Consider the following 18,081-nt stretch of genomic DNA (forward strand, 5'->3'; position numbering starts at 1 on the left):
TTTAGCTAGTCTTAAGTTCTCTGGGCTAGAATAATAAAAACATGATTTACATGAACTTAAGAGGATGTTAATAAGATTGTAAGGAGATAGCCTATGATTAAGATTTTGTTAGTTGAAGATGATTTGAGCTTGTCAAATTCTGTCTTTGATTTCTTGGATGATTTTGCGGATGTGATGCAGGTTTTTGACGGTGAAGAAGGTCTTTATGAAGCTGAAAGTGGGGTCTATGACTTGATTTTGCTTGACCTTATGTTACCTGAAAAAGACGGTTTCCAAGTGCTTAAAGAATTGCGTGAAAAAGGTATTTCGACGCCTGTTTTGATTATGACAGCGAAAGAAAGCCTTGATGATAAGGGGCATGGTTTTGAGTTGGGAGCAGATGATTACTTGACTAAGCCTTTCTACCTTGAAGAGTTGAAAATGCGTATTCAGGCCCTTTTGAAACGCTCTGGAAAATATAATAGCAATACCTTGTCTTACAAAGAAGTGACCGTTGATACCGCGACAAATACCACAACTGTTGACGGAAAAGTCGTTGAATTGCTTGGTAAAGAATTTGATTTGTTGGTTTACTTTTTACAAAACCAAAACGTTATTTTGCCAAAATCACAAATTTTTGACCGTTTGTGGGGATTTGACAGTGATACGACCATTTCGGTGGTGGAAGTCTATGTGTCTAAAATACGCAAAAAATTGAAGGGAACTGAGTTTGCCAAAAACCTTCAAACACTGCGTAGTGTGGGGTACATTCTAAAAGATGCGGAATAAGTGGTCTAAGAAATTACTATCAGGGACAACCTTTTCGCATTTCTTCCATTTCTTCGCGGTCTTTACAGGTATTTTCATCGTCATGACTGTTATTATCTTGCAAATCATGCGTTTTGGTTTGTATTCGACAGTGGATACCAATTTGCAAAATGCTGCTTATAATGCTAATGATTATGTCGCTCGGACGATGAAGCGCAGCGATTCTTTGCAGGTTGATGATTCGGACTATGAATCCTTTTTTGCGGATGAAAATGGCAGCAAACTCAAATCAGCCCTCAACGGCGAAACGCTAACCAATGTGAGTGTTCTTTTGTACGATAAAAAGGGCAAGATTTTAAATGCCTTGGACGCCTTTCTCCAATTTGGTGCTTTATCTTACAGCCTTGATGAGGATAGCATTGGGGAGATTAAAGAGGAAAAAATCAAAACCATTTTCGGGCAAAATGAAAAATACCATGTGCTGACGGTCAAAGTCGATGATGCGGATTATCCAGCGATTAAGTACGCAACTTTTTTGATTAGCGTGCGGCAGCTGGATGAAGCCAATGAACGTTACGTGACCATTACGATCACAGTCATGGTGATTTTCTGGATGATTTCCATTTTGGCGAGCATCTACCTTGCCAATTGGACGCGTAAGCCGATTTTGGAAAGTTATGAAAAGCAAAAAGCCTTCGTGGAAAATGCCAGTCACGAATTGCGGACGCCATTAGCTGTTTTGCAAAACCGTTTGGAAGGTTTGTTTAGAAGACCTAATGACACGATTTTAGATAATAGCGAAAGCATTGCGGCTAGCCTTGACGAAGTCCGTAATATGCGCTTTTTGATTACCAATTTGCTCAATTTGGCTCGGCGAGATGATGTCTTGAAGGTTGATTTAGAAATGATTCAGCCAATCATGTTCGATGAAGTCTTTGAAAATTACAGCCTCATTGCCGAGGAGAGTAATCGTATCTTTATTGGGCAAAATCTAGCTACCCACCCGATCAAATCAGACCGTGTCTTGCTCAAACAATTGATGACCATCTTATTTGATAATGCCATTAAGTACACGGATGAAGATGGCGTGGTTGAATTTACCGTTAAAACAACGGAAAGACACACCATTATCACGGTTGCGGACAATGGTATCGGTATTAGTGATAGCGATAAGCTGAAGATTTTTGACCGATTCTACCGAGTGGACAAGGCAAGAACGCGTCAAAAGGGTGGATTTGGTTTAGGCTTGTCCCTAGCTCAACAAATCGTGGACGCCCTAAAGGGAACCATTACAGTCAAAGACAATACACCTAAAGGAACAATTTTTGAAGTGCGTTTTAACCACCATCATTGATAAACACAAAAAGGTATTGGATTTTCTCCAATACCTTTTTGTGTGGTAATAAAAAAACTCCATTTGGAGTTTTCATTGGATATTAGTTAGCCAATTTAGCAGCAAGACGTGCTTTATCGCGACTAGCTTTATTTTTGTGAATCAACCCTTTTGATTCAGCTTTATCGATGCTAGAAGAAGCAGCGCGGAAAAGCTCTTCAGATGGGTTAGCTTCAAATGCTTTGATAGCAGAACGCATAGCTGATTTTTGTGCTGAGTTTTTAGCGTTTTGTTTAACGTTAAGTTCAGCGCGTTTGATAGCTGATTTAATATTTGCCAATGTTTTCACCTCCAAATTAATCTAACTATATCATTATATAGAATTTCTTGACTTTTGGCAAGTCTTTATCACTTTTTCAAATAAATTCTATCAATTTTGTGATCAGAAGCCTTGTGTAAAATCAATTCTGCTCGGTTTCGTGTGGGTTCGATGTATTTTTTCAAATTCACGAGATTGATGCTTCCCCAAGTATCCTCAGCAATTTTAAGGACATCTTCACGCTCCATATGCACAAAGCGGTGGTAGTAATTGTTTTTATCTGTCTTAGCCAACTCGAGCAAACTATCGAAACGTTCCAAATACCATTTTTTGATGTTATTGATATCAGCATCAATGTAAATGGAAAAATCAAAGTAACCTGTCATGTAAAGGCGAGTGTTTTTCTGATTTTGAAAGACATTGATGCCTTCAAGAATGAGAAAATCAGGCGACTGAATCACTTGCTTTTCATCAGGTAAAATATCGTAGATTTCATGCGAGTAAACAGGAATTTCAGCCGTCATGCCATTTTTTATAGAATCGAGGAAGTTCAAGAGCAACTCCATGTTATAGCTTTCAGGAAAGCCTTTGCGGTTCAATATCTGCCGTTTCATAAGCACGCTATTGGGGTAAATGAAGCCATCTGTCGTGACCATTTCCACTTTGCTATTTTTAAATGTCCGTGATAAAAGGATTTGCAGCAGACGACTAGTAGTTGATTTGCCAACAGCTACCGAACCAGAAATACCGATGATAAAAGGACGCTGGCAGGCTTCTTTCTTTAGAAAAATACTTTTAGCAAAAGAGAGGTTTTCTTGTGCCTTTTTATAAATCTGAATCAGGCTAATCAATGGTAAATACACATCAATCACGTCTTGAATGCTGATTTTATCGTTAAGGCTTTTGATAGCTTCAAGTTCTTCTGCCGTCAAGAGGGGTTTGGTATGTTGGTGCAATTTTTGCCAAGATTCTCGAGAAATGTCGTTAAAATTGATAAACTCACGTGTCATGTTACGCTCCTACTGAGGTTATTGCTTCATTATAGCATTTTATAACCTAATTGAAAACCATTACAATATATGATAAAATAATAAAACGTTTGAGAAGGAGTAGGGAAATGACAAAGACAAATATGTATTATGAAGAAAATCCAGACAGCGCTCACGATATTCATGAGTTGAAGGTTACCTTGTTAGGACAACACTTTTCTTTTTTGACCGATTCTGGTGTTTTTTCTAAAAAAATGATTGATTATGGAAGTCAAGTGCTTCTCAATGCGGTTTCTTTTGAAGCAGGAAAGACGCTTTTGGACCTTGGGTGTGGTTATGGTCCCTTAGGAATTGCCTTAGCAAAGGTGCAAGGAGTGAAGCCAACCATGGTTGATGTCAATAACCGTGCCCTTGATTTGGCCCGTAAAAACGCTGAGAAAAATGGGATTTCGGCCACTATTTTTCAGTCAAATGTCTATGAGCAAGTGGAAGGAATTTTTGATTACATCATCACCAATCCTCCTATTAGAGCAGGAAAACAAATTGTGCATGAAATGATTGGTGAAAGCATCACGCATCTTAATTCGGGTGGTAGCTTGACGCTGGTTATTCAGAAAAAGCAAGGAGCACCAAGTGCCAAAGCTAAAATGGAAGACGTTTTTGGCAATGCTACCATTTTAAAACGCGACAAAGGTTATTATATTTTACAAAGCATTAAAGAGTGAACCAACCTTTTCTAAAGGGCCTTAGTAGCCTTCTTTAGAAAAGGTTTTTGTATCTTTATAGAACATTATTAGAATTTTTATAAAATAATAATAGAAAAAAGCGGGCAAAACTATTTCCTCTCCCTTACTAATTCTTGTCAATTAGCTATATATAAGATGAAAAAGTTCAGTAAAATCCGATAGTTCTTATGTGTATAAATAAATGTGACATGGTTGTCACAATTGATATTATCGGATTTTAGGGCAATTTCCTTGTTTTTTCTTGATAGAAGGATACTTCGGATTTTACAATTTTGTTTCATTGTAAAAAAATGATAAAAAGGACTTACATATTTTGAAAAAAATGGTAAAATATAAAGGGTTTGTTTTTTAGGAAACGATCAAAATAGATCAGAAAGGGGCAAAAATGCCTATTAATCAGTACATTGATCATACGTTATTAAAACCCGAAAGTACCCAAGAGCAAATTGATCACTTGCTTTCAGAAGCGGTTGAGTATCAGTTTGCTAGCGTCTGTGTCAATCCGACTTGGGTGGCTCATTGTGCGAAAACCTTGGCTGGTACTGGCGTAAAAGTCTGTACAGTGGTTGGCTTTCCTTTGGGAGCAAACACAAGCAGCGTAAAAGCTTTTGAAACTAAAGATGCCATCGCAAACGGTGCAGATGAAATCGATATGGTTATCAACGTCGGTCAGTTAAAATCAGGTCAGTACGAAGTCGTAAAAGCAGATATTCGTGCAGTTGTTGAGGCTAGCCAAGACAAGTTGGTCAAGGTCATCATTGAAACGTGTCTGCTTACCAATGACGAAAAAGTTAAAGCGTGTCAATTAGCGGTATCTGCTGGCGCAGATTTTGTGAAAACCTCAACTGGTTTTTCAGCGGCTGGCGCCACGGTTGAAGATATCGTATTGATGCGTGAAACGGTTGGCCCTAATATTGGCGTTAAGGCAGCTGGCGGTGCACGTTCTTACGAAGATGCTGAAACTTTCATTGAAGCAGGTGCTACTCGAATTGGAACGTCATCAGGTGTTGCCATCGTTAGTGGTGAAACCGTGACAGAAGGTTACTGAACTTTTTAGTAACTTGATAATAAAGACGGTCGTGATGATAGTCATGTGGTTGATGCCACAGTTTTAAAGCTTTATAGCCTGTTGTATGGATTGAGTCGTCTGACTCGATAAATTTGCAATCTTATTGCGTGTATTTTTAAGGAGGAGTTCATTTTCATGAACAAAAAAATTGTTGGTCTTGGTCTTGCTGCCGTTGCAGCATTGAGTCTAGCTGCATGTAGTCGTTCTAACTCATCATCTGATTCAGATTCTAAAGTGAAAGTTGCCCTTGTTACAGATACTGGTGGTATTGATGATAAATCATTTAACCAATCAGCTTGGGAAGGTCTTCAAGCTTGGGGCAAAGAACACGATTTGAAGAAAGATACTGACTACACATTCTTCCAATCTAATAGTGAGTCAGATTACGCGACAAACCTTGATTCTGCTGTTTCAAATGGTTACAACCTTGTTTTTGGTATTGGTTACAACCTTCACGATGCTGTAGATCAGGCTGCTCAAGACAATAAAGACGTTAACTACGTTATCGTTGATGATGTTGTTTCTGGTCACGACAACGTTGAGAGTGTTCTGTTCGCAGATAACGAAGGAGCCTACCTTGCCGGTATCGCTGCCGCTATGCAAAGTAAAACAAAACACGTTGGTTTTGTAGGTGGTGTTGAATCAGATACAATCACACGTTTTGAAGCTGGATTTAAGGCTGGTGTTGAATCAGTAGATAGTTCAATCAAAGTGGATGTTCAATACGTTGGTTCATTTGCTGATTCTGCTAAGGGTAAGACAATTGCTGCGACTATGTACGCTGGTGGTGCTGACGTTATCTATCAAGCAGCTGGTGGTTCAGGTACTGGTGTATTCTCTGAAGCCAAAGAAATCGATGAAAAATTACCTGCAGATAGTGATAAAAAAGTTTGGGTTATCGGTGTTGACCGTGACCAAGTAGACGAAGGTGACTACAAAGCTTCAAACAAAGAAGAATCTAACTTTGTCTTGACTTCTACAATCAAGAAAGTTGGCCAAGTCGTTCAAGATATCTCTAACGAGCAACTTGAAGGCAAGAAGTTTGAGGGTGACCAAACAAAAACATATGGTCTTGCTGATGGTGGTATTGATATTACAACAAGCAGCCTTCCTGACAACATTAAGGAAGCTGTTGAGTCAGCAAAACAAAAAATTATCGACGGTGACATCACTGTTCCAGATGGTTTAAGTGATTAATTGTCGTTCTTTAAGCGCGGCCGAGAGGTCGCCTTTTTAACAGCTGAGGAACTTTTAATTTTCTCCTCAGTTAAGCTCATTAATGAGAGTAATGGGCTTAACTGACTTAAAGATAATTATATTGAAAGGATTAACATGGCAGAAGAAAAAGTCATTGAAATGCGTGACATTACTAAAAAATTTGGTGATTTTGTTGCCAATGACCATATTAATTTAGATGTTCGTAAGGGTGAGATTCATGCACTTTTGGGAGAAAACGGTGCAGGTAAATCAACATTGATGAACATTCTCTCAGGTTTATTACAACCAACCAGCGGGGATATTTGGGTAAGAGGTGAAAAGGTTAAACTGGATTCGCCTACTAAAGCCTCAAAAATAGGAATCGGAATGGTGCACCAACACTTTATGTTGGTTGAAGCGTTCACAGTTGCTGAAAACATCATTTTGGGGAATGAAACAATCTCAACAGGTGGTGTGCTTAATTTGAAAAAAGCTAGCGAAGAGATCAAAGCTTTGTCGGAACGATATGGTTTAGCGGTGGATCCTTCTGCTAAAATTTCAGACATAACAGTCGGTGCACAACAACGTGTGGAAATTTTGAAAACCTTGTATCGTAACGCTGACATTATCATCTTTGATGAGCCGACAGCCGTTTTGACACCGTCTGAAATCGCAGAATTGCTAAATATCATGCGTAATTTGACTAAAGAAGGCAAATCAATCATTTTGATTACGCACAAATTGGACGAAATTCGTGCGGTTGCCGACAGGGTAACGGTTATCAGACACGGTCAATCTATTGAAACTGTTCCAGTTGCTAATTCAACCAGTGAAGAATTGGCTGAGATGATGGTTGGACGTGCCGTTTCCTTCAAAACAGAAAAACAAGCAGCTAATCCAAAAGAAGTTGTCTTGTCTGTTAAAGATTTGGTGGTTAATGAAAATCGTGGAGTGCCGGCTGTGAAGAATTTGTCATTGGATGTGCGTGCGGGTGAAATTGTCGGGCTTGCTGGTATTGATGGCAATGGTCAAAGTGAATTGGTAGAAGCCATTACTGGACTTCGCAAAGTCGAATCAGGTCACATTGTTATCAAAGGTGAAGACATGACCAACAAACGTCCACGTAAAATTACAGAACTTGGTGTTGGGCATGTGCCAGAAGACCGCCACCGTGACGGAATGGTTCTTGATATGACCATTGCTGAAAACATTGTTTTGCAAACGTACTACAAAGAGCCGTTTAGCAAAAATGGTTTCTTGAATTATAAAAACATTAATGAACATGCTCGCAAATTGATGTCAGAATTTGACGTTCGTGCGGCAAATGAATTAGTATCAGCTGGCTCACTTTCAGGTGGTAACCAACAAAAAGCCGTTATCGCTCGTGAAATTGATTTGAACCCTGATTTGTTAGTCGTTAGCCAACCAACCCGTGGTTTGGACGTCGGTGCGATTGAATACATCCGTAAACGTTTAATTGCAGAACGTGACAAAGGGAAAGCTGTCTTAGTGATTAGTTTTGAATTGGATGAAATTTTGGATGTTTCTGACCGTATTGCCGTTATTCACAATGGTAAAATTCAAGGTATGCTAGATGCTAGTCAAACAAACAAACAAGAACTTGGTATTTTGATGGCTGGGGGCCATGTGACAAAGGAGGAAGCTAATGTCTAAACAAACACAACGCTGGGCAGTTCCTTTAATAGCTGTTTTTCTAGGGATGTTACTAGGAGCAGTGCTCATGCTCATCTTTGGTTATAACCCATTTTGGGCTTATAACGACTTGCTTTACACTGCATTTGGTTCTATCAAAAATATTGGTGAAATTTTTCGTGCTATGGGGCCACTTATCTTGATTGCCCTTGGTTTCTCAGTTGCTTCTAAAGCTGGTTTCTTCAATATCGGACTTCCAGGACAAGCCTTGATTGGTTGGGTAATGGCTGGCTGGTTTGCCCTTTCTTTCCCTGATTTGCCAAAACCAATCTCAGTTCTTTGTACTATTGTGATTGGTCTTGTGGCTGGAGGATTGGCTGCAGCTGTCCCAGGTATTTTACGTGCTTATCTTGGAACAAGTGAAGTTATTGTAACTATCATGATGAACTACATTATCTTGTACTCAACACAATACCTCATTCAAGACGTCTTTTCAGATAGCATCATGCGTACGACAGAAGCTACGATCAAAGTTTCTCAAAACGCATCTTATCAAATTGAATGGTTGTCTAACTTGACGAACCACTCACGTATTAATATCGGTATTTTCATTGCCTTAATTGCTGTGGTTATCGTATGGTTTATGATGAAGAAAACCACACTTGGTTATGAAATCACTTCTGTGGGGATTAACCCACATGCTTCAGAATATGCAGGGATGTCATCAAAACGCCTTATCATCACGTCTATGGTGATTTCAGGTGCCCTTGCAGGACTTGGTGGAACAGTCGAAGGACTTGGAACTTTTGAAAATGTTTATACGCAAACAAGTTCACTTAGCATTGGTTGGGATGGTATGGCTGTATCACTATTAGCGATCAATAATGCCATTGGGATTCCGTTTGCAGCTTTCTTGTATGCAGTACTTTCCGTTGGTAAGACTGGTATGATTGGCGTTCCTTCAGAGATTGTTGATGTTATTTCAGCTTTCATTATCTTCTTTGTTGGTTCTGATTACATTATCCGTCGTTTTCTTAACTCTAAAAAAGTAGAAGGAGGAAAATAAAATGACTTTTACAACAACATTAGCCTTATTAGTTTCTTCCATGCTCATTTATTCTGCACCACTTATTTTCACAAGTATCGGTGGAACCTTCTCAGAACGTGGTGGGGTTGTCAACGTTGGTCTTGAAGGTATCATGGTTATGGGGGCTTTCTCAGGGGTTCTCTTCAATCTAAGCTGTGCAGATGTGTTTGGCAGTGCGACACCTTGGATTGCTTCTTTGGTGGGAGGAGTTGTAGGACTTCTATTTTCTCTTCTTCATGCTGTTGCGACCATTAACTTCCGTGCAGATCATATCGTGTCTGGTACGGTATTGAACTTGATTGCTCCGTCACTAGCCGTTTTCCTTTGCCGTTTCTTATTTGGTAAAGGACAAACCAATACCATTTCAGAGACCTTTGGTCGTTTCTCATTCCCTGTTTTAAAAGATATCCCATTTATCGGTCAAGTCTTTTTCAACAACACGTCATTGGTTGCTTATGTGGCTATTCTTATTTCATTTGTATCTTGGTTTATCTTGTTCAAGACTCGCTTTGGTCTTCGCCTCCGTTCTGTTGGTGAACACCCTCAAGCAGCGGATACACTTGGAATCAATGTTTACCTCATGCGTTATTTAGGGGTTATGATTTCAGGGTTCTTCGGTGGTATTGGTGGTGCGGTTTATGCTCAAACCATTTCAAATAACTTCGCCGTTACAACGATCGCAGGACCTGGATTTATCGCTCTTGCAGCCATGATTTTCGGACGTTGGAATCCAGTCGGTGCCATGCTATCAAGTCTATTCTTCGGCTTGTCACAATCATTGGCAATCATCGGAGCACAATTACCGCTCTTCTCAAACATTCCATCTGTTTACCTCAAAATCACACCATACGTCTTAACAATTGTTGTTTTAGCAGTCTTCTTTGGTCAATCCGTGGCTCCTAAAGCAGATGGTGTCAACTATATCAAATCAAAATAAGAACATAAAAAGAGGGAAATTTCCCTCTTTTTTAGTCTTCAACTAAGTTATCTGCTAACCCTACCAACTCTTCAGCGTCAGCTGCTTGTTTTTGACGAACAAAGTAATCTTTGGTTTCTGAAATAATGATTGGTGAAAGAGCCAACAAAGCGATTAGGTTTGGTAGAGCCATTAGACCATTCACGATGTCAGCAAGCACCCAAATCAAATCCAGTTTGAGGAAACCACCCAAGGCAACCATAATGACAAAGATAATACGGTAGAGTTTGATGTATTTGGTTCCAAAAAGGAATTCAAAACAACGTTCACCGTAGTAAGACCAGCCTAGGATAGTTGTAAAAGCAAACAAAACAAGGCAGAAGGTTAAAGCATGAATACCTGGTGTTCCAAAAACAGATGCAAAGGCTGATTGGGTAAGTGGTGCCCCTTCGAGTCCTGCGACTTTCCACTGTCCTGTTACCATGATAGAAAGTCCTGTTAAGGTACAAATGATAATGGTATCGATAAAAGTCCCTGTCATTGAGATAAGCCCTTGTTCCACAGGCTCTTTTGTTTTGGCAGCTGCAGCCGCGATAGGAGCAGAACCAAGCCCAGATTCATTTGAAAAGACTCCGCGTGCAATCCCTTTTTGAATAGCTTCTTTAACAACCGCACCCGTAAATCCACCAACAGCAGCCGTACCAGTGAAGGCTCCTTTGAAAATAGCATTAAAAGCAGGCATGATTTGCTCACTATGCACAAAAATAACAATCAATGTTGCCGTGATGTAAACGACGGCCATGAAAGGCACCACTTTTTCAGCAACTTTTGAAATGGATTGGATACCGCCAAAGATAACAATAGCCACGATGACGGCAATCACAATGCTGACAATCTGAGGCGATAGCGCAAAGGAATTTTCAAGTGATGATGTGATGGAATTAACCTGAGAAAACGTTCCAATTCCAAAATAAGCGACTAAGATACCTGCAATGGCAAAGAAGGTTGCCAAAGGTTTCCAGCGTTTGCCCATCCCATTGACAATGTAGTACATGGGGCCACCTGAAACTTCCCCGTTGTCATCGATTGTACGGTATTTGATAGCTAGAAGTCCCTCAGCGTACTTGGTCGCCATTCCAAAGAAAGCAGCAACCCACATCCAAAATAGTGCCCCTGGACCACCTGATTTGATAGCGGTTGCAACTCCCACGATGTTTCCTGTTCCAACAGTGGCGGCAAGTGCAGTCGCTAAGGCAGCAAAACTGGAAATATCCCCTTGCCCTTTGTCATCCGCAAAAATTAAGCGAAAGGCTTTTGGCAATCGCGTGACTTGGAGTAAGCCAAGGCGAACAGTGAAGTAAAAGCCTGTTCCCACTAGCAAGATAAGCAGTGGTGCACCCCAGACGACATTGTCAAGACTGTTAAAAAAATTGAGCATCATTCTTTTTCTCCCTATACCATATCTCCCAAACGATGCTATTACAAAAGGAGCTATCATTACGATAACTCCTGAAAAGTGATAGGAAAATACCTGCTGGTACTCAAAAAAACAAGAGCCTACAAGTATTTCTTATCTTCTGTCCTTTTGCCTGAGAGTTTGAGTTGTCTGTGACAACTTTGCCCCTTCGGCGCCTGTATCCACGTTTCTAACGTGGTGATGATTGTCATCATCAGGTCTCTCCAGAAGTCCGTCCGTCATCCAGTCCTGTCTTAGACACCTGAGAGCGTAACTCCTTCGGCGAAAGGAAAACCTTTCTTCTCCTGAATAACATCATTCGGTTTGCTATTAAACTTTCAAATATGATAACAAAAAAAGCGAACCTTGTCAATGAGATATTCTAAAATGTTTGGAAACTAACTCTCTAATAGGAGAATTTCCGTCAACATTTGGATAATTTGCTCAATTTGTGGGGCCGTAATATTGGCATAGTTCACGATGAAGGCATTGGTAGATTGGGGCGTGTGGTGTTGGTAGTAGTGGGAGATAGGCGTTAGTTGCAAGCCTTTTTGCCGACTTTTCTGGCAAATGGCATCTTCAGACAAGTGGCTGTCAATAGTCATGATAAAGTGCAGCCCTGATTCTTGTTCATGGATGCTGATGTAATCCTTTAGCGGGCTAGCCTTTAAGCAGGTAATCAATTCATCCCGTTTTTTCTGGTAAAAAAGTCGCATCCGATTTAAATGCTTATCAAAATAACCTTCTTGGATAAAAGCAGCCAGTGTGTACTGTTCTAGATTAGAAACGGTATTAGCATAAAAACTGAGCTTTTTTTCAAAGACTTCCAGCAATTGTGGGGGCAAAATCATATAACTCATGCGAAGGGTTGAAGCTAGGCTTTTGCTGAAGGTGTTGATGTAAATCACTCGGCCTGAGCAATCAATTTCTTGCAAACTAGGGATTGGTAAGCCCTGAAAACGAAACTCACTATCGTAATCGTCTTCTATGATATAGCGGTCTCCTTGACTAGCCCAGCTCAGCAAGTCATAGCGTTTGCTAACAGATAAAATAGCACCTGTTGGAAATTGATGTGACGGAGATAAATGAACCATATCAGCCTTACTTTTTTGGAGTTGTGCCACACTAAGCCCGTCTTTTTCCATTGCAATGGGGACTTGTGTTATGTTGAATTGTCGGTAAATCTTGGTGATTTTAGGATAGGAAGGCTCCTCCACCGCCACAGTCTTATCTAGACCCAGCAGCTGAATCAGTAGGGTGTAGAGGTATTCCGTTCCCGCCCCGATGACAATCTGCCTAGGGTCCACCACCATGCCACGGTAATCATTTAAATGTTGGGCAATAGCTTGTCTGAGTTCCCAAAGCCCTTGGCTGGGTGAGGCTTGCATCAATTCAGTTTGGTGGTTATTAAGCACCTGACGGAGCAATTTGGACCAAGTGGCAAAGGGAAAGGTTTCAGGATTGGTCTGATTATTGCTAAGGTTAAGGCTGGGCGAGGTATCATCTGACCTGGTTTTTGGAAGAGAAACTAACCTTGCTGTTTTTCTCACCATCGGACGTTGAGACTTGATATCTGCTACAAAAAAGCCTTTTTTAGCTTGGCTGTAAATGTAACCTTCTGCCTTTAATTGCTGATAACTGGTTTCCACCGTTACAATGGAAACGCCTAGATGCTTGGCTAGGCTTCTTTTTGAGGGCAATTTGTCCTGCGACCTTAGGATGCCCTTGGTAATGTCTGTTTTTATCGCTCGATACAGTTGTTCGTAAAGTGGGATTTTGGCCTGTGCGTCCAAAGTGTAAGTTAGCATAATTCTCCAATCTGACCTTTTTAAAAATCTTTAAAATGGCACTTGATACCATGTCAGATTTTATTATAATGAAAAGCAATCAAAAAGTAAATGAGGTATTTTTATGACAAACCAACGCTATCAACTCAATAAACAATTGGCTCAGATGCTAAAAGGGGGCGTGATTATGGACGTCACGACACCTGAACAAGCGAAAATCGCTGAGGCTGCTGGAGCTTGTGCGGTTATGGCACTAGAGCGTATTCCTGCGGATATCCGAGCAGCTGGCGGTGTTTCTCGCATGAGTGACCCTAAAATGATTCAAGAAATTCAAGCAGCGGTTTCTATTCCTGTTATGGCCAAGGTGCGTATTGGGCATTTTGTTGAGGCTCAGATTTTAGAAGCGATTGAGATTGATTATATCGATGAGAGCGAGGTTTTGTCGCCAGCAGATGACCGCTATCACATTGATAAAACTCAATTTGAGGTGCCTTTTGTGTGTGGGGCTAAAAACCTTGGGGAAGCATTACGCCGTGTGGCTGAGGGGGCTAGCATGATTCGTTCAAAAGGAGAACCTGGGACAGGAGATGTGGTGCAGGCTGTTCGCCATTTACGTCAGTTAAATCAAGAAATGGCACGCCTCCAGTCGCTTCGTGATGATGAACTTTACCTTGCTGCTAAAGAACTGCAAGTGCCTTATCACTTGGTCAAAGATGTGCATGAAACAGGCAAATTGCCAGTTGTTCTCTTTGCGGCAGGTGGGGTAGCAACACCAGCAGATGCAGCCTTGATGATGCATTTGGGAGCAGAAGGGGTCTTTGTTGGTTCTGGTATTTTCAAATCAGGTGACCCTGAAAAACGTGCGCGTGCGATTGTGCAAGCCGTGACCAATTACCAAGACAAACAATTGTTGGCAAAATTATCAGAAAATTTAGGCGAAGCCATGGTGGGAATTAACGAAGACGAGATTCAACTGCTCATGGCAGAACGTGGCATCTAGGAGGTTTTTATGGTAGTGATTGGGATTTTAGCCTTACAGGGAGATTTTGCTGAACACCGCCAAAAAATTGTCGCTTTGGGAGCCAAAACCATTGACATTAGACAGGCTAAAGATTTGCAAGCTCCCTTGGATGGCATGATTTTACCTGGTGGGGAATCAACGGTTCAAGGCAAATTATTGCGTGATTTAGGGATGCTAGAACCTTTAAAAAGTAAAATTGATGCTGGTTTGCCTGTGCTTGCCACGTGTGCAGGCTTGATTTTACTGTCTCAGCAGATTGAAGACCAAGAGAGTACACATTTGGCGACTTTACCTGTCACGGTAAAACGCAATGCTTACGGCAGGCAATTGGGGAGCTTTAATACGCCGCTTTCATTCGGAGATTTGGGTGAGGTCCCCGCAACCTTTATTCGAGCGCCTTATATTAACCAAGTTGACGAGGGTGTTGAGGTTTTAGCTGAAAAAGATGGTAAGATTGTGGCTGCACGCTTTCACAATCAGCTGGGCTTGGCCTTTCATCCTGAGGTGGATGAGAACGACAGCATTCATTCTTATTTCTTGAGCATCTGTCAGACAAAGTAACGACAAGGGACCCCATTTTTTCTAAAAAATGGTACAATAGATAAGCATTATCTTGATGACTATTTATCTAGGAGGAATAACACACGGACTTAGCTAGTGAGGTAAGCCGTGGTATTAGACAATGAATCCATTATTAGAAGGAATGAATGACCAACAAAGACTTGCGGTTGAAACGACAGAAGGTCCTGTGCTAATCATGGCAGGGGCTGGCTCTGGTAAAACGCGTGTCTTGACCCACCGAATTGCTTATTTGATTGATGAAAAATTTGTCAATCCTTGGAATATCTTGGCAATTACCTTTACCAATAAAGCTGCGCGTGAAATGCGTGAACGTGCTATGAAACTAAACCCTGCGACCAAGGATACCTTGATTGCGACCTTCCATAGCATGTGTGTGCGCATTTTGCGTCGTGATGCTGACCATATTGGTTACAATCGTAATTTCACTATCGTTGACCCTGGGGAACAACGCACCCTGATGAAACGTATTCTCAAAAATCTAAATTTGGACCCTAAGAAATGGAATGAGAGAGCCATTTTAGGGACCATTTCAAATGCCAAAAACGATTTGCTAGACGAAGTGGCTTACGAAAAACAAGCCAACGATATGTATTCGCAAATTGTTGCCAAATGTTACAAGGCTTACCAAGAGGAATTGCGTCAGAGCGAAGCTATGGACTTTGATGACCTTATCATGCTAACCTTGCGTTTGTTTGACAAAAATCCTGATGTCTTGGCTTATTACCAGCAACGTTACCAGTACATTCATGTGGATGAGTATCAAGATACCAACCACGCGCAATACCAGTTGGTAAAATTGTTGGCGTCACGTTTCCAAAATATCTGTGTTATGGGGGATGCCGACCAATCCATTTATGGCTGGCGTGGGGCGGATATGCAAAATATCCTTGATTTTGAAAAAGATTATAAAGAAGCCAAGACCATTTTGCTGGAGCAAAACTACCGTTCAACCAAAAATATCTTGCAGGCAGCCAACAGCGTGATTAAAAACAACCGCAACCGTCGTCCAAAAACCTTGCGGACGGATAATGAAACTGGGGAATCTATTGTTTATTACCGTGCGCGTGATGAGCGTGAGGAAGCTGTTTTTGTTGCCTCAACGATTGACAATATTGTGCGTGAAACAGGGCGAAACTTCAAAGATTTTGCGGTTCTCTACCGTACCAATGCCCAATCTCGTACCATTGAAGAAGCCTTGCTGAAATCGAACATTCCTTACACCATGGTTGGTGGAACCAAATTCTACAGTCGTAAGGAAATCCGTGACGTGATTTCTTACCTCAATGTCATTGCCAATGCAGCAGACAACATCAGCTACGAGCGTATTGTTAACGAGCCAAAACGTGGTGTGGGGCCTGGGACTTTGGATAAAATCCGTGATTTTGCCAGCCAGCAACAAATGAGTTTGTTAGAAGCGTCGGCTAACATCATGTTATCAGGTGTCAAAGGAAAAGCTGCACAAGCTGTTTGGGATTTGGCGCAATTACTCATGACCTTGCGTGATGGGCTTGATGGCATGACGGTTACCGAATTGGTGGAAGCAGTCCTTGACAAGACAGGCTACTTAGAAGCTCTTCGTTTGCAAAATACACTGGAAAGCCAAGCACGTATTGAAAATATCGAAGAATTCTTGACGGTTACCAAAAACTTTGATGACAATCAAGAAGATGCCCCAGAAGGGGAAACAGGTCTTGAAAAACTCAGCCGTTTCTTGAATGATTTGGCTTTGATTGCTGATACTGACGATGGCGAAGCAGAGAGTGCCGAAGTGACCTTGATGACCTTGCATGCCGCCAAGGGATTGGAATTTCCAATTGTCTTTTTGATTGGTATGGAAGAAGGGGTTTTTCCATTGTCACGCGCAACTGAGGACCAAGACGAGTTGGAAGAAGAGCGCCGCCTAGCTTATGTTGGGATTACCCGCGCTGAAAAGCTCCTCTTTTTGACCAATGCTAACACGCGAACTTTGTTTGGTAAGACCAATTACAACCGTCCGTCACGCTTCATCCGTGAAATTGACGAAGAATTGTTGCAATACCAAGGCTTAGCACGCCCAGCCAATTCATCCTATGGAGTGCGTTATAGTGGTGGTGATGACACCATGTCATTTGGGCAGGGCATGAGCTTGCAACAAGCGATTCAATCTCGCAAAGCCAAGGTACAACCACAATCAAGCCGCGGTGCGCAGCCATTTGCAAAAGCTGGCAAGGCAGTGCTGTTTGGGCAAAGTGCTTCGGCTAGCAAAGAGGCTATTGATTGGCAAATCGGCGACATTGCCCACCATAAAAAATGGGGTGATGGCACGGTATTGTCAGTGACAGGTTCAGGTCAAACCCAAGAGTTAAAAATCAATTTCCCAGAAGTTGGGCTTAAAAAACTCTTGGCAAGTGTGGCACCAATTGAGAAAAAATAAGAAGGTCAGGTTTTAGCCTGCTTTCTTTTTTTCTGAAATCAAGTGAAAAATCCTTCTAATATGACCCAAATCGTCTGAAAATTTTGGTATAATAGAATAAATTTTAATTTAGGAGAGTACATGTCTTATATTTTGGAAATTCTGCCAAGCTTATTGGACGGTGCAAAGGTAACTATTGAGATTTTTTTCATTGTGATTATCTTATCAATTCCTCTTGGTGCCGTCTTAGCGTTTTTGATGCAGATTAAGTTTAAACCGTTAGAATGGCTGTTAACCCTATACGTTTGGGTTATGCGTGGTACCCCTTTGCTGCTGCAATTGATTTTCTTGTATTATGTCTTGCCAAACATCGGCATTGTTATGGACCGTTTACCAGCAGCCATTGTGGCCTTTACGTTGAATTACGCGGCCTATTTTGCTGAGATTTTCCGTGGTGGGATTGCTGCCATTCCTAAAGGGCAATACGAAGCGGCTAAGGTCTTAAAATTAAGCCCGTTTCAGACTATTTTTTATGTCATTTTGCCACAAGTGTTCAAAATCGTTCTCCCAAGCGTCTTTAACGAAACCATTAACTTGGTCAAAGACTCTTCTTTGGTCTATGTCTTGGGGGTAGGCGACTTGTTGCTTGCTAGTAAAACAGCAGCCAACCGTGATGCCTCACTGGCACCGATGTTTATCGCAGGGGCACTTTATTTGCTGATGATTGGTGTAGTGACGATCATCTCACGACAAACAGAAAAGAAATTTGATTATTACAAATAAGAAG

16 protein-coding genes and 1 riboswitch are annotated in these 18,081 nt (G+C 41.2%); of the genes, 12 read left to right on the forward strand and 4 right to left on the reverse strand.

The window, feature by feature from the left end:
• Nucleotides 1-93: 93 nt before the first annotated feature.
• Both HFK82_RS02985 and HFK82_RS02990 read left to right on the forward strand, forming a co-directional pair.
• Nucleotides 94-768 carry a response regulator transcription factor gene (locus HFK82_RS02985; protein ID WP_154454729.1) on the forward strand — a complete coding sequence of 225 codons (675 nt, stop codon included), beginning with the start codon at nucleotides 94-96 and terminating at the stop codon, nucleotides 766-768.
• Nucleotides 758-2,101: a sensor histidine kinase gene (locus HFK82_RS02990; RefSeq protein ID WP_168260749.1), complete on the forward strand. Its 1,344-nt coding sequence runs from the start codon at nucleotides 758-760 to the stop codon at nucleotides 2,099-2,101. The genes HFK82_RS02985 and HFK82_RS02990 overlap by 11 nt, the downstream gene beginning before the upstream one ends.
• Nucleotides 2,102-2,183: 82 nt before the next feature.
• Here HFK82_RS02990 and rpsT read toward each other — a convergent pair whose 3' ends face one another.
• Both rpsT and coaA read right to left on the reverse strand, forming a co-directional pair.
• Nucleotides 2,184-2,435 carry a 30S ribosomal protein S20 gene (gene rpsT / locus HFK82_RS02995; protein ID WP_154454731.1) on the reverse strand — a complete coding sequence of 84 codons (252 nt, stop codon included), beginning with the start codon at nucleotides 2,433-2,435 and terminating at the stop codon, nucleotides 2,184-2,186.
• A 53-nt stretch (nucleotides 2,436-2,488) separates the two neighbouring features.
• Entirely contained in the window at nucleotides 2,489-3,409 is a 921-nt protein-coding gene (gene coaA / locus HFK82_RS03000; RefSeq protein WP_168260750.1) for a type I pantothenate kinase, read from the reverse strand.
• Between the two features lie 107 nt (nucleotides 3,410-3,516).
• Here coaA and HFK82_RS03005 point away from each other — a divergent pair, with 107 nt between their 5' ends.
• The 6 genes from HFK82_RS03005 to HFK82_RS03030 all read left to right on the forward strand — a co-directional run bounded on the left by HFK82_RS03005 (nucleotide 3,517) and on the right by HFK82_RS03030 (nucleotide 10,077).
• Nucleotides 3,517-4,113: a class I SAM-dependent methyltransferase gene (locus HFK82_RS03005; protein WP_235281240.1), complete on the forward strand. Its 597-nt coding sequence runs from the start codon at nucleotides 3,517-3,519 to the stop codon at nucleotides 4,111-4,113.
• A 406-nt stretch (nucleotides 4,114-4,519) separates the two neighbouring features.
• On the forward strand, nucleotides 4,520-5,182 hold the full coding sequence (gene deoC, locus HFK82_RS03010) for a deoxyribose-phosphate aldolase (RefSeq protein WP_168260751.1): 663 nt from the start codon (nucleotides 4,520-4,522) through the stop codon (nucleotides 5,180-5,182).
• A gap of 156 nt (nucleotides 5,183-5,338) precedes the next feature.
• Nucleotides 5,339-6,400: a BMP family lipoprotein gene (locus HFK82_RS03015; protein ID WP_168260752.1), complete on the forward strand. Its 1,062-nt coding sequence runs from the start codon at nucleotides 5,339-5,341 to the stop codon at nucleotides 6,398-6,400.
• 135 nt (nucleotides 6,401-6,535) lie between these two features.
• On the forward strand, nucleotides 6,536-8,074 hold the full coding sequence (locus HFK82_RS03020) for an ABC transporter ATP-binding protein (protein WP_168260753.1): 1,539 nt from the start codon (nucleotides 6,536-6,538) through the stop codon (nucleotides 8,072-8,074).
• Nucleotides 8,067-9,119: an ABC transporter permease gene (locus HFK82_RS03025; RefSeq protein WP_168260754.1), complete on the forward strand. Its 1,053-nt coding sequence runs from the start codon at nucleotides 8,067-8,069 to the stop codon at nucleotides 9,117-9,119. The genes HFK82_RS03020 and HFK82_RS03025 overlap by 8 nt, the downstream gene beginning before the upstream one ends.
• Nucleotide 9,120: 1 nt before the next feature.
• Nucleotides 9,121-10,077 (forward strand): ABC transporter permease, encoded by a 957-nt coding sequence (locus tag HFK82_RS03030; RefSeq protein WP_168260755.1) that lies wholly within the window; start codon nucleotides 9,121-9,123, stop codon nucleotides 10,075-10,077.
• A gap of 31 nt (nucleotides 10,078-10,108) precedes the next feature.
• On the opposite strand, the gene HFK82_RS03035 is transcribed toward HFK82_RS03030, so the two are convergent.
• Together HFK82_RS03035 and pdxR are read right to left on the reverse strand one after the other, a co-directional pair.
• Entirely contained in the window at nucleotides 10,109-11,494 is a 1,386-nt protein-coding gene (locus HFK82_RS03035; RefSeq protein ID WP_168261018.1) for an alanine/glycine:cation symporter family protein, read from the reverse strand.
• Between the two features lie 129 nt (nucleotides 11,495-11,623).
• Nucleotides 11,624-11,750, reverse strand: a riboswitch (glycine riboswitch).
• 160 nt (nucleotides 11,751-11,910) lie between these two features.
• Nucleotides 11,911-13,320, reverse strand: a complete 1,410-nt coding sequence (pdxR, locus tag HFK82_RS03040; RefSeq protein ID WP_168260756.1) for a MocR-like pyridoxine biosynthesis transcription factor PdxR — start codon at nucleotides 13,318-13,320, stop codon at nucleotides 11,911-11,913.
• 103 nt (nucleotides 13,321-13,423) lie between these two features.
• On the opposite strand from pdxR, the gene pdxS reads away from it, so the two are divergent.
• The 4 genes from pdxS (at nucleotide 13,424) to HFK82_RS03060 (ending at nucleotide 18,077) form a co-directional block, all read left to right on the forward strand.
• Nucleotides 13,424-14,299 carry a pyridoxal 5'-phosphate synthase lyase subunit PdxS gene (pdxS, locus tag HFK82_RS03045; RefSeq protein ID WP_168260757.1) on the forward strand — a complete coding sequence of 292 codons (876 nt, stop codon included), beginning with the start codon at nucleotides 13,424-13,426 and terminating at the stop codon, nucleotides 14,297-14,299.
• Nucleotides 14,300-14,308: 9 nt separating this feature from the next.
• A complete protein-coding gene (gene pdxT / locus HFK82_RS03050) occupies nucleotides 14,309-14,881 on the forward strand; it encodes a pyridoxal 5'-phosphate synthase glutaminase subunit PdxT (protein WP_154454739.1) in 573 nt (190 codons plus the stop codon).
• A gap of 121 nt (nucleotides 14,882-15,002) precedes the next feature.
• The gene (gene pcrA, locus HFK82_RS03055; RefSeq protein WP_168260758.1) at nucleotides 15,003-17,315 is read left to right on the forward strand and encodes a DNA helicase PcrA; all 2,313 of its coding nucleotides are present in this window, start codon (nucleotides 15,003-15,005) and stop codon (nucleotides 17,313-17,315) included.
• 120 nt (nucleotides 17,316-17,435) lie between these two features.
• Nucleotides 17,436-18,077, forward strand: a complete 642-nt coding sequence (locus HFK82_RS03060; RefSeq protein ID WP_168260759.1) for an amino acid ABC transporter permease — start codon at nucleotides 17,436-17,438, stop codon at nucleotides 18,075-18,077.
• Nucleotides 18,078-18,081: the final 4 nt, after the last annotated feature.

This window comes from Streptococcus alactolyticus (assembly GCF_012277075.1).
Taxonomy (GTDB): domain Bacteria; phylum Bacillota; class Bacilli; order Lactobacillales; family Streptococcaceae; genus Streptococcus; species Streptococcus alactolyticus.

What these genes read in the sequence shown, in the direction of transcription:
- HFK82_RS03035 (WP_168261018.1), bottom strand. Translation starts at nt 11,494, where the DNA reads ATGCTCAATTTTTTTAACAGTCTTGACAATGTCGTCTGGGGTGCACCA.
- HFK82_RS03020 (WP_168260753.1), top strand. Translation starts at nt 6,536, where the DNA reads ATGGCAGAAGAAAAAGTCATTGAAATGCGTGACATTACTAAAAAATTT.
- HFK82_RS02990 (WP_168260749.1), top strand. Translation starts at nt 758, where the DNA reads ATGCGGAATAAGTGGTCTAAGAAATTACTATCAGGGACAACCTTTTCG.
- HFK82_RS03060 (WP_168260759.1), top strand. Translation starts at nt 17,436, where the DNA reads ATGTCTTATATTTTGGAAATTCTGCCAAGCTTATTGGACGGTGCAAAG.
- HFK82_RS03005 (WP_235281240.1), top strand. Translation starts at nt 3,517, where the DNA reads ATGACAAAGACAAATATGTATTATGAAGAAAATCCAGACAGCGCTCAC.
- pdxT (WP_154454739.1), top strand. Translation starts at nt 14,309, where the DNA reads ATGGTAGTGATTGGGATTTTAGCCTTACAGGGAGATTTTGCTGAACAC.
- pcrA (WP_168260758.1), top strand. Translation starts at nt 15,003, where the DNA reads ATGAATCCATTATTAGAAGGAATGAATGACCAACAAAGACTTGCGGTT.
- deoC (WP_168260751.1), top strand. Translation starts at nt 4,520, where the DNA reads ATGCCTATTAATCAGTACATTGATCATACGTTATTAAAACCCGAAAGT.
- pdxS (WP_168260757.1), top strand. Translation starts at nt 13,424, where the DNA reads ATGACAAACCAACGCTATCAACTCAATAAACAATTGGCTCAGATGCTA.
- pdxR (WP_168260756.1), bottom strand. Translation starts at nt 13,320, where the DNA reads ATGCTAACTTACACTTTGGACGCACAGGCCAAAATCCCACTTTACGAA.
- HFK82_RS03025 (WP_168260754.1), top strand. Translation starts at nt 8,067, where the DNA reads ATGTCTAAACAAACACAACGCTGGGCAGTTCCTTTAATAGCTGTTTTT.
- HFK82_RS03030 (WP_168260755.1), top strand. Translation starts at nt 9,121, where the DNA reads ATGACTTTTACAACAACATTAGCCTTATTAGTTTCTTCCATGCTCATT.
- HFK82_RS03015 (WP_168260752.1), top strand. Translation starts at nt 5,339, where the DNA reads ATGAACAAAAAAATTGTTGGTCTTGGTCTTGCTGCCGTTGCAGCATTG.
- coaA (WP_168260750.1), bottom strand. Translation starts at nt 3,409, where the DNA reads ATGACACGTGAGTTTATCAATTTTAACGACATTTCTCGAGAATCTTGG.
- HFK82_RS02985 (WP_154454729.1), top strand. Translation starts at nt 94, where the DNA reads ATGATTAAGATTTTGTTAGTTGAAGATGATTTGAGCTTGTCAAATTCT.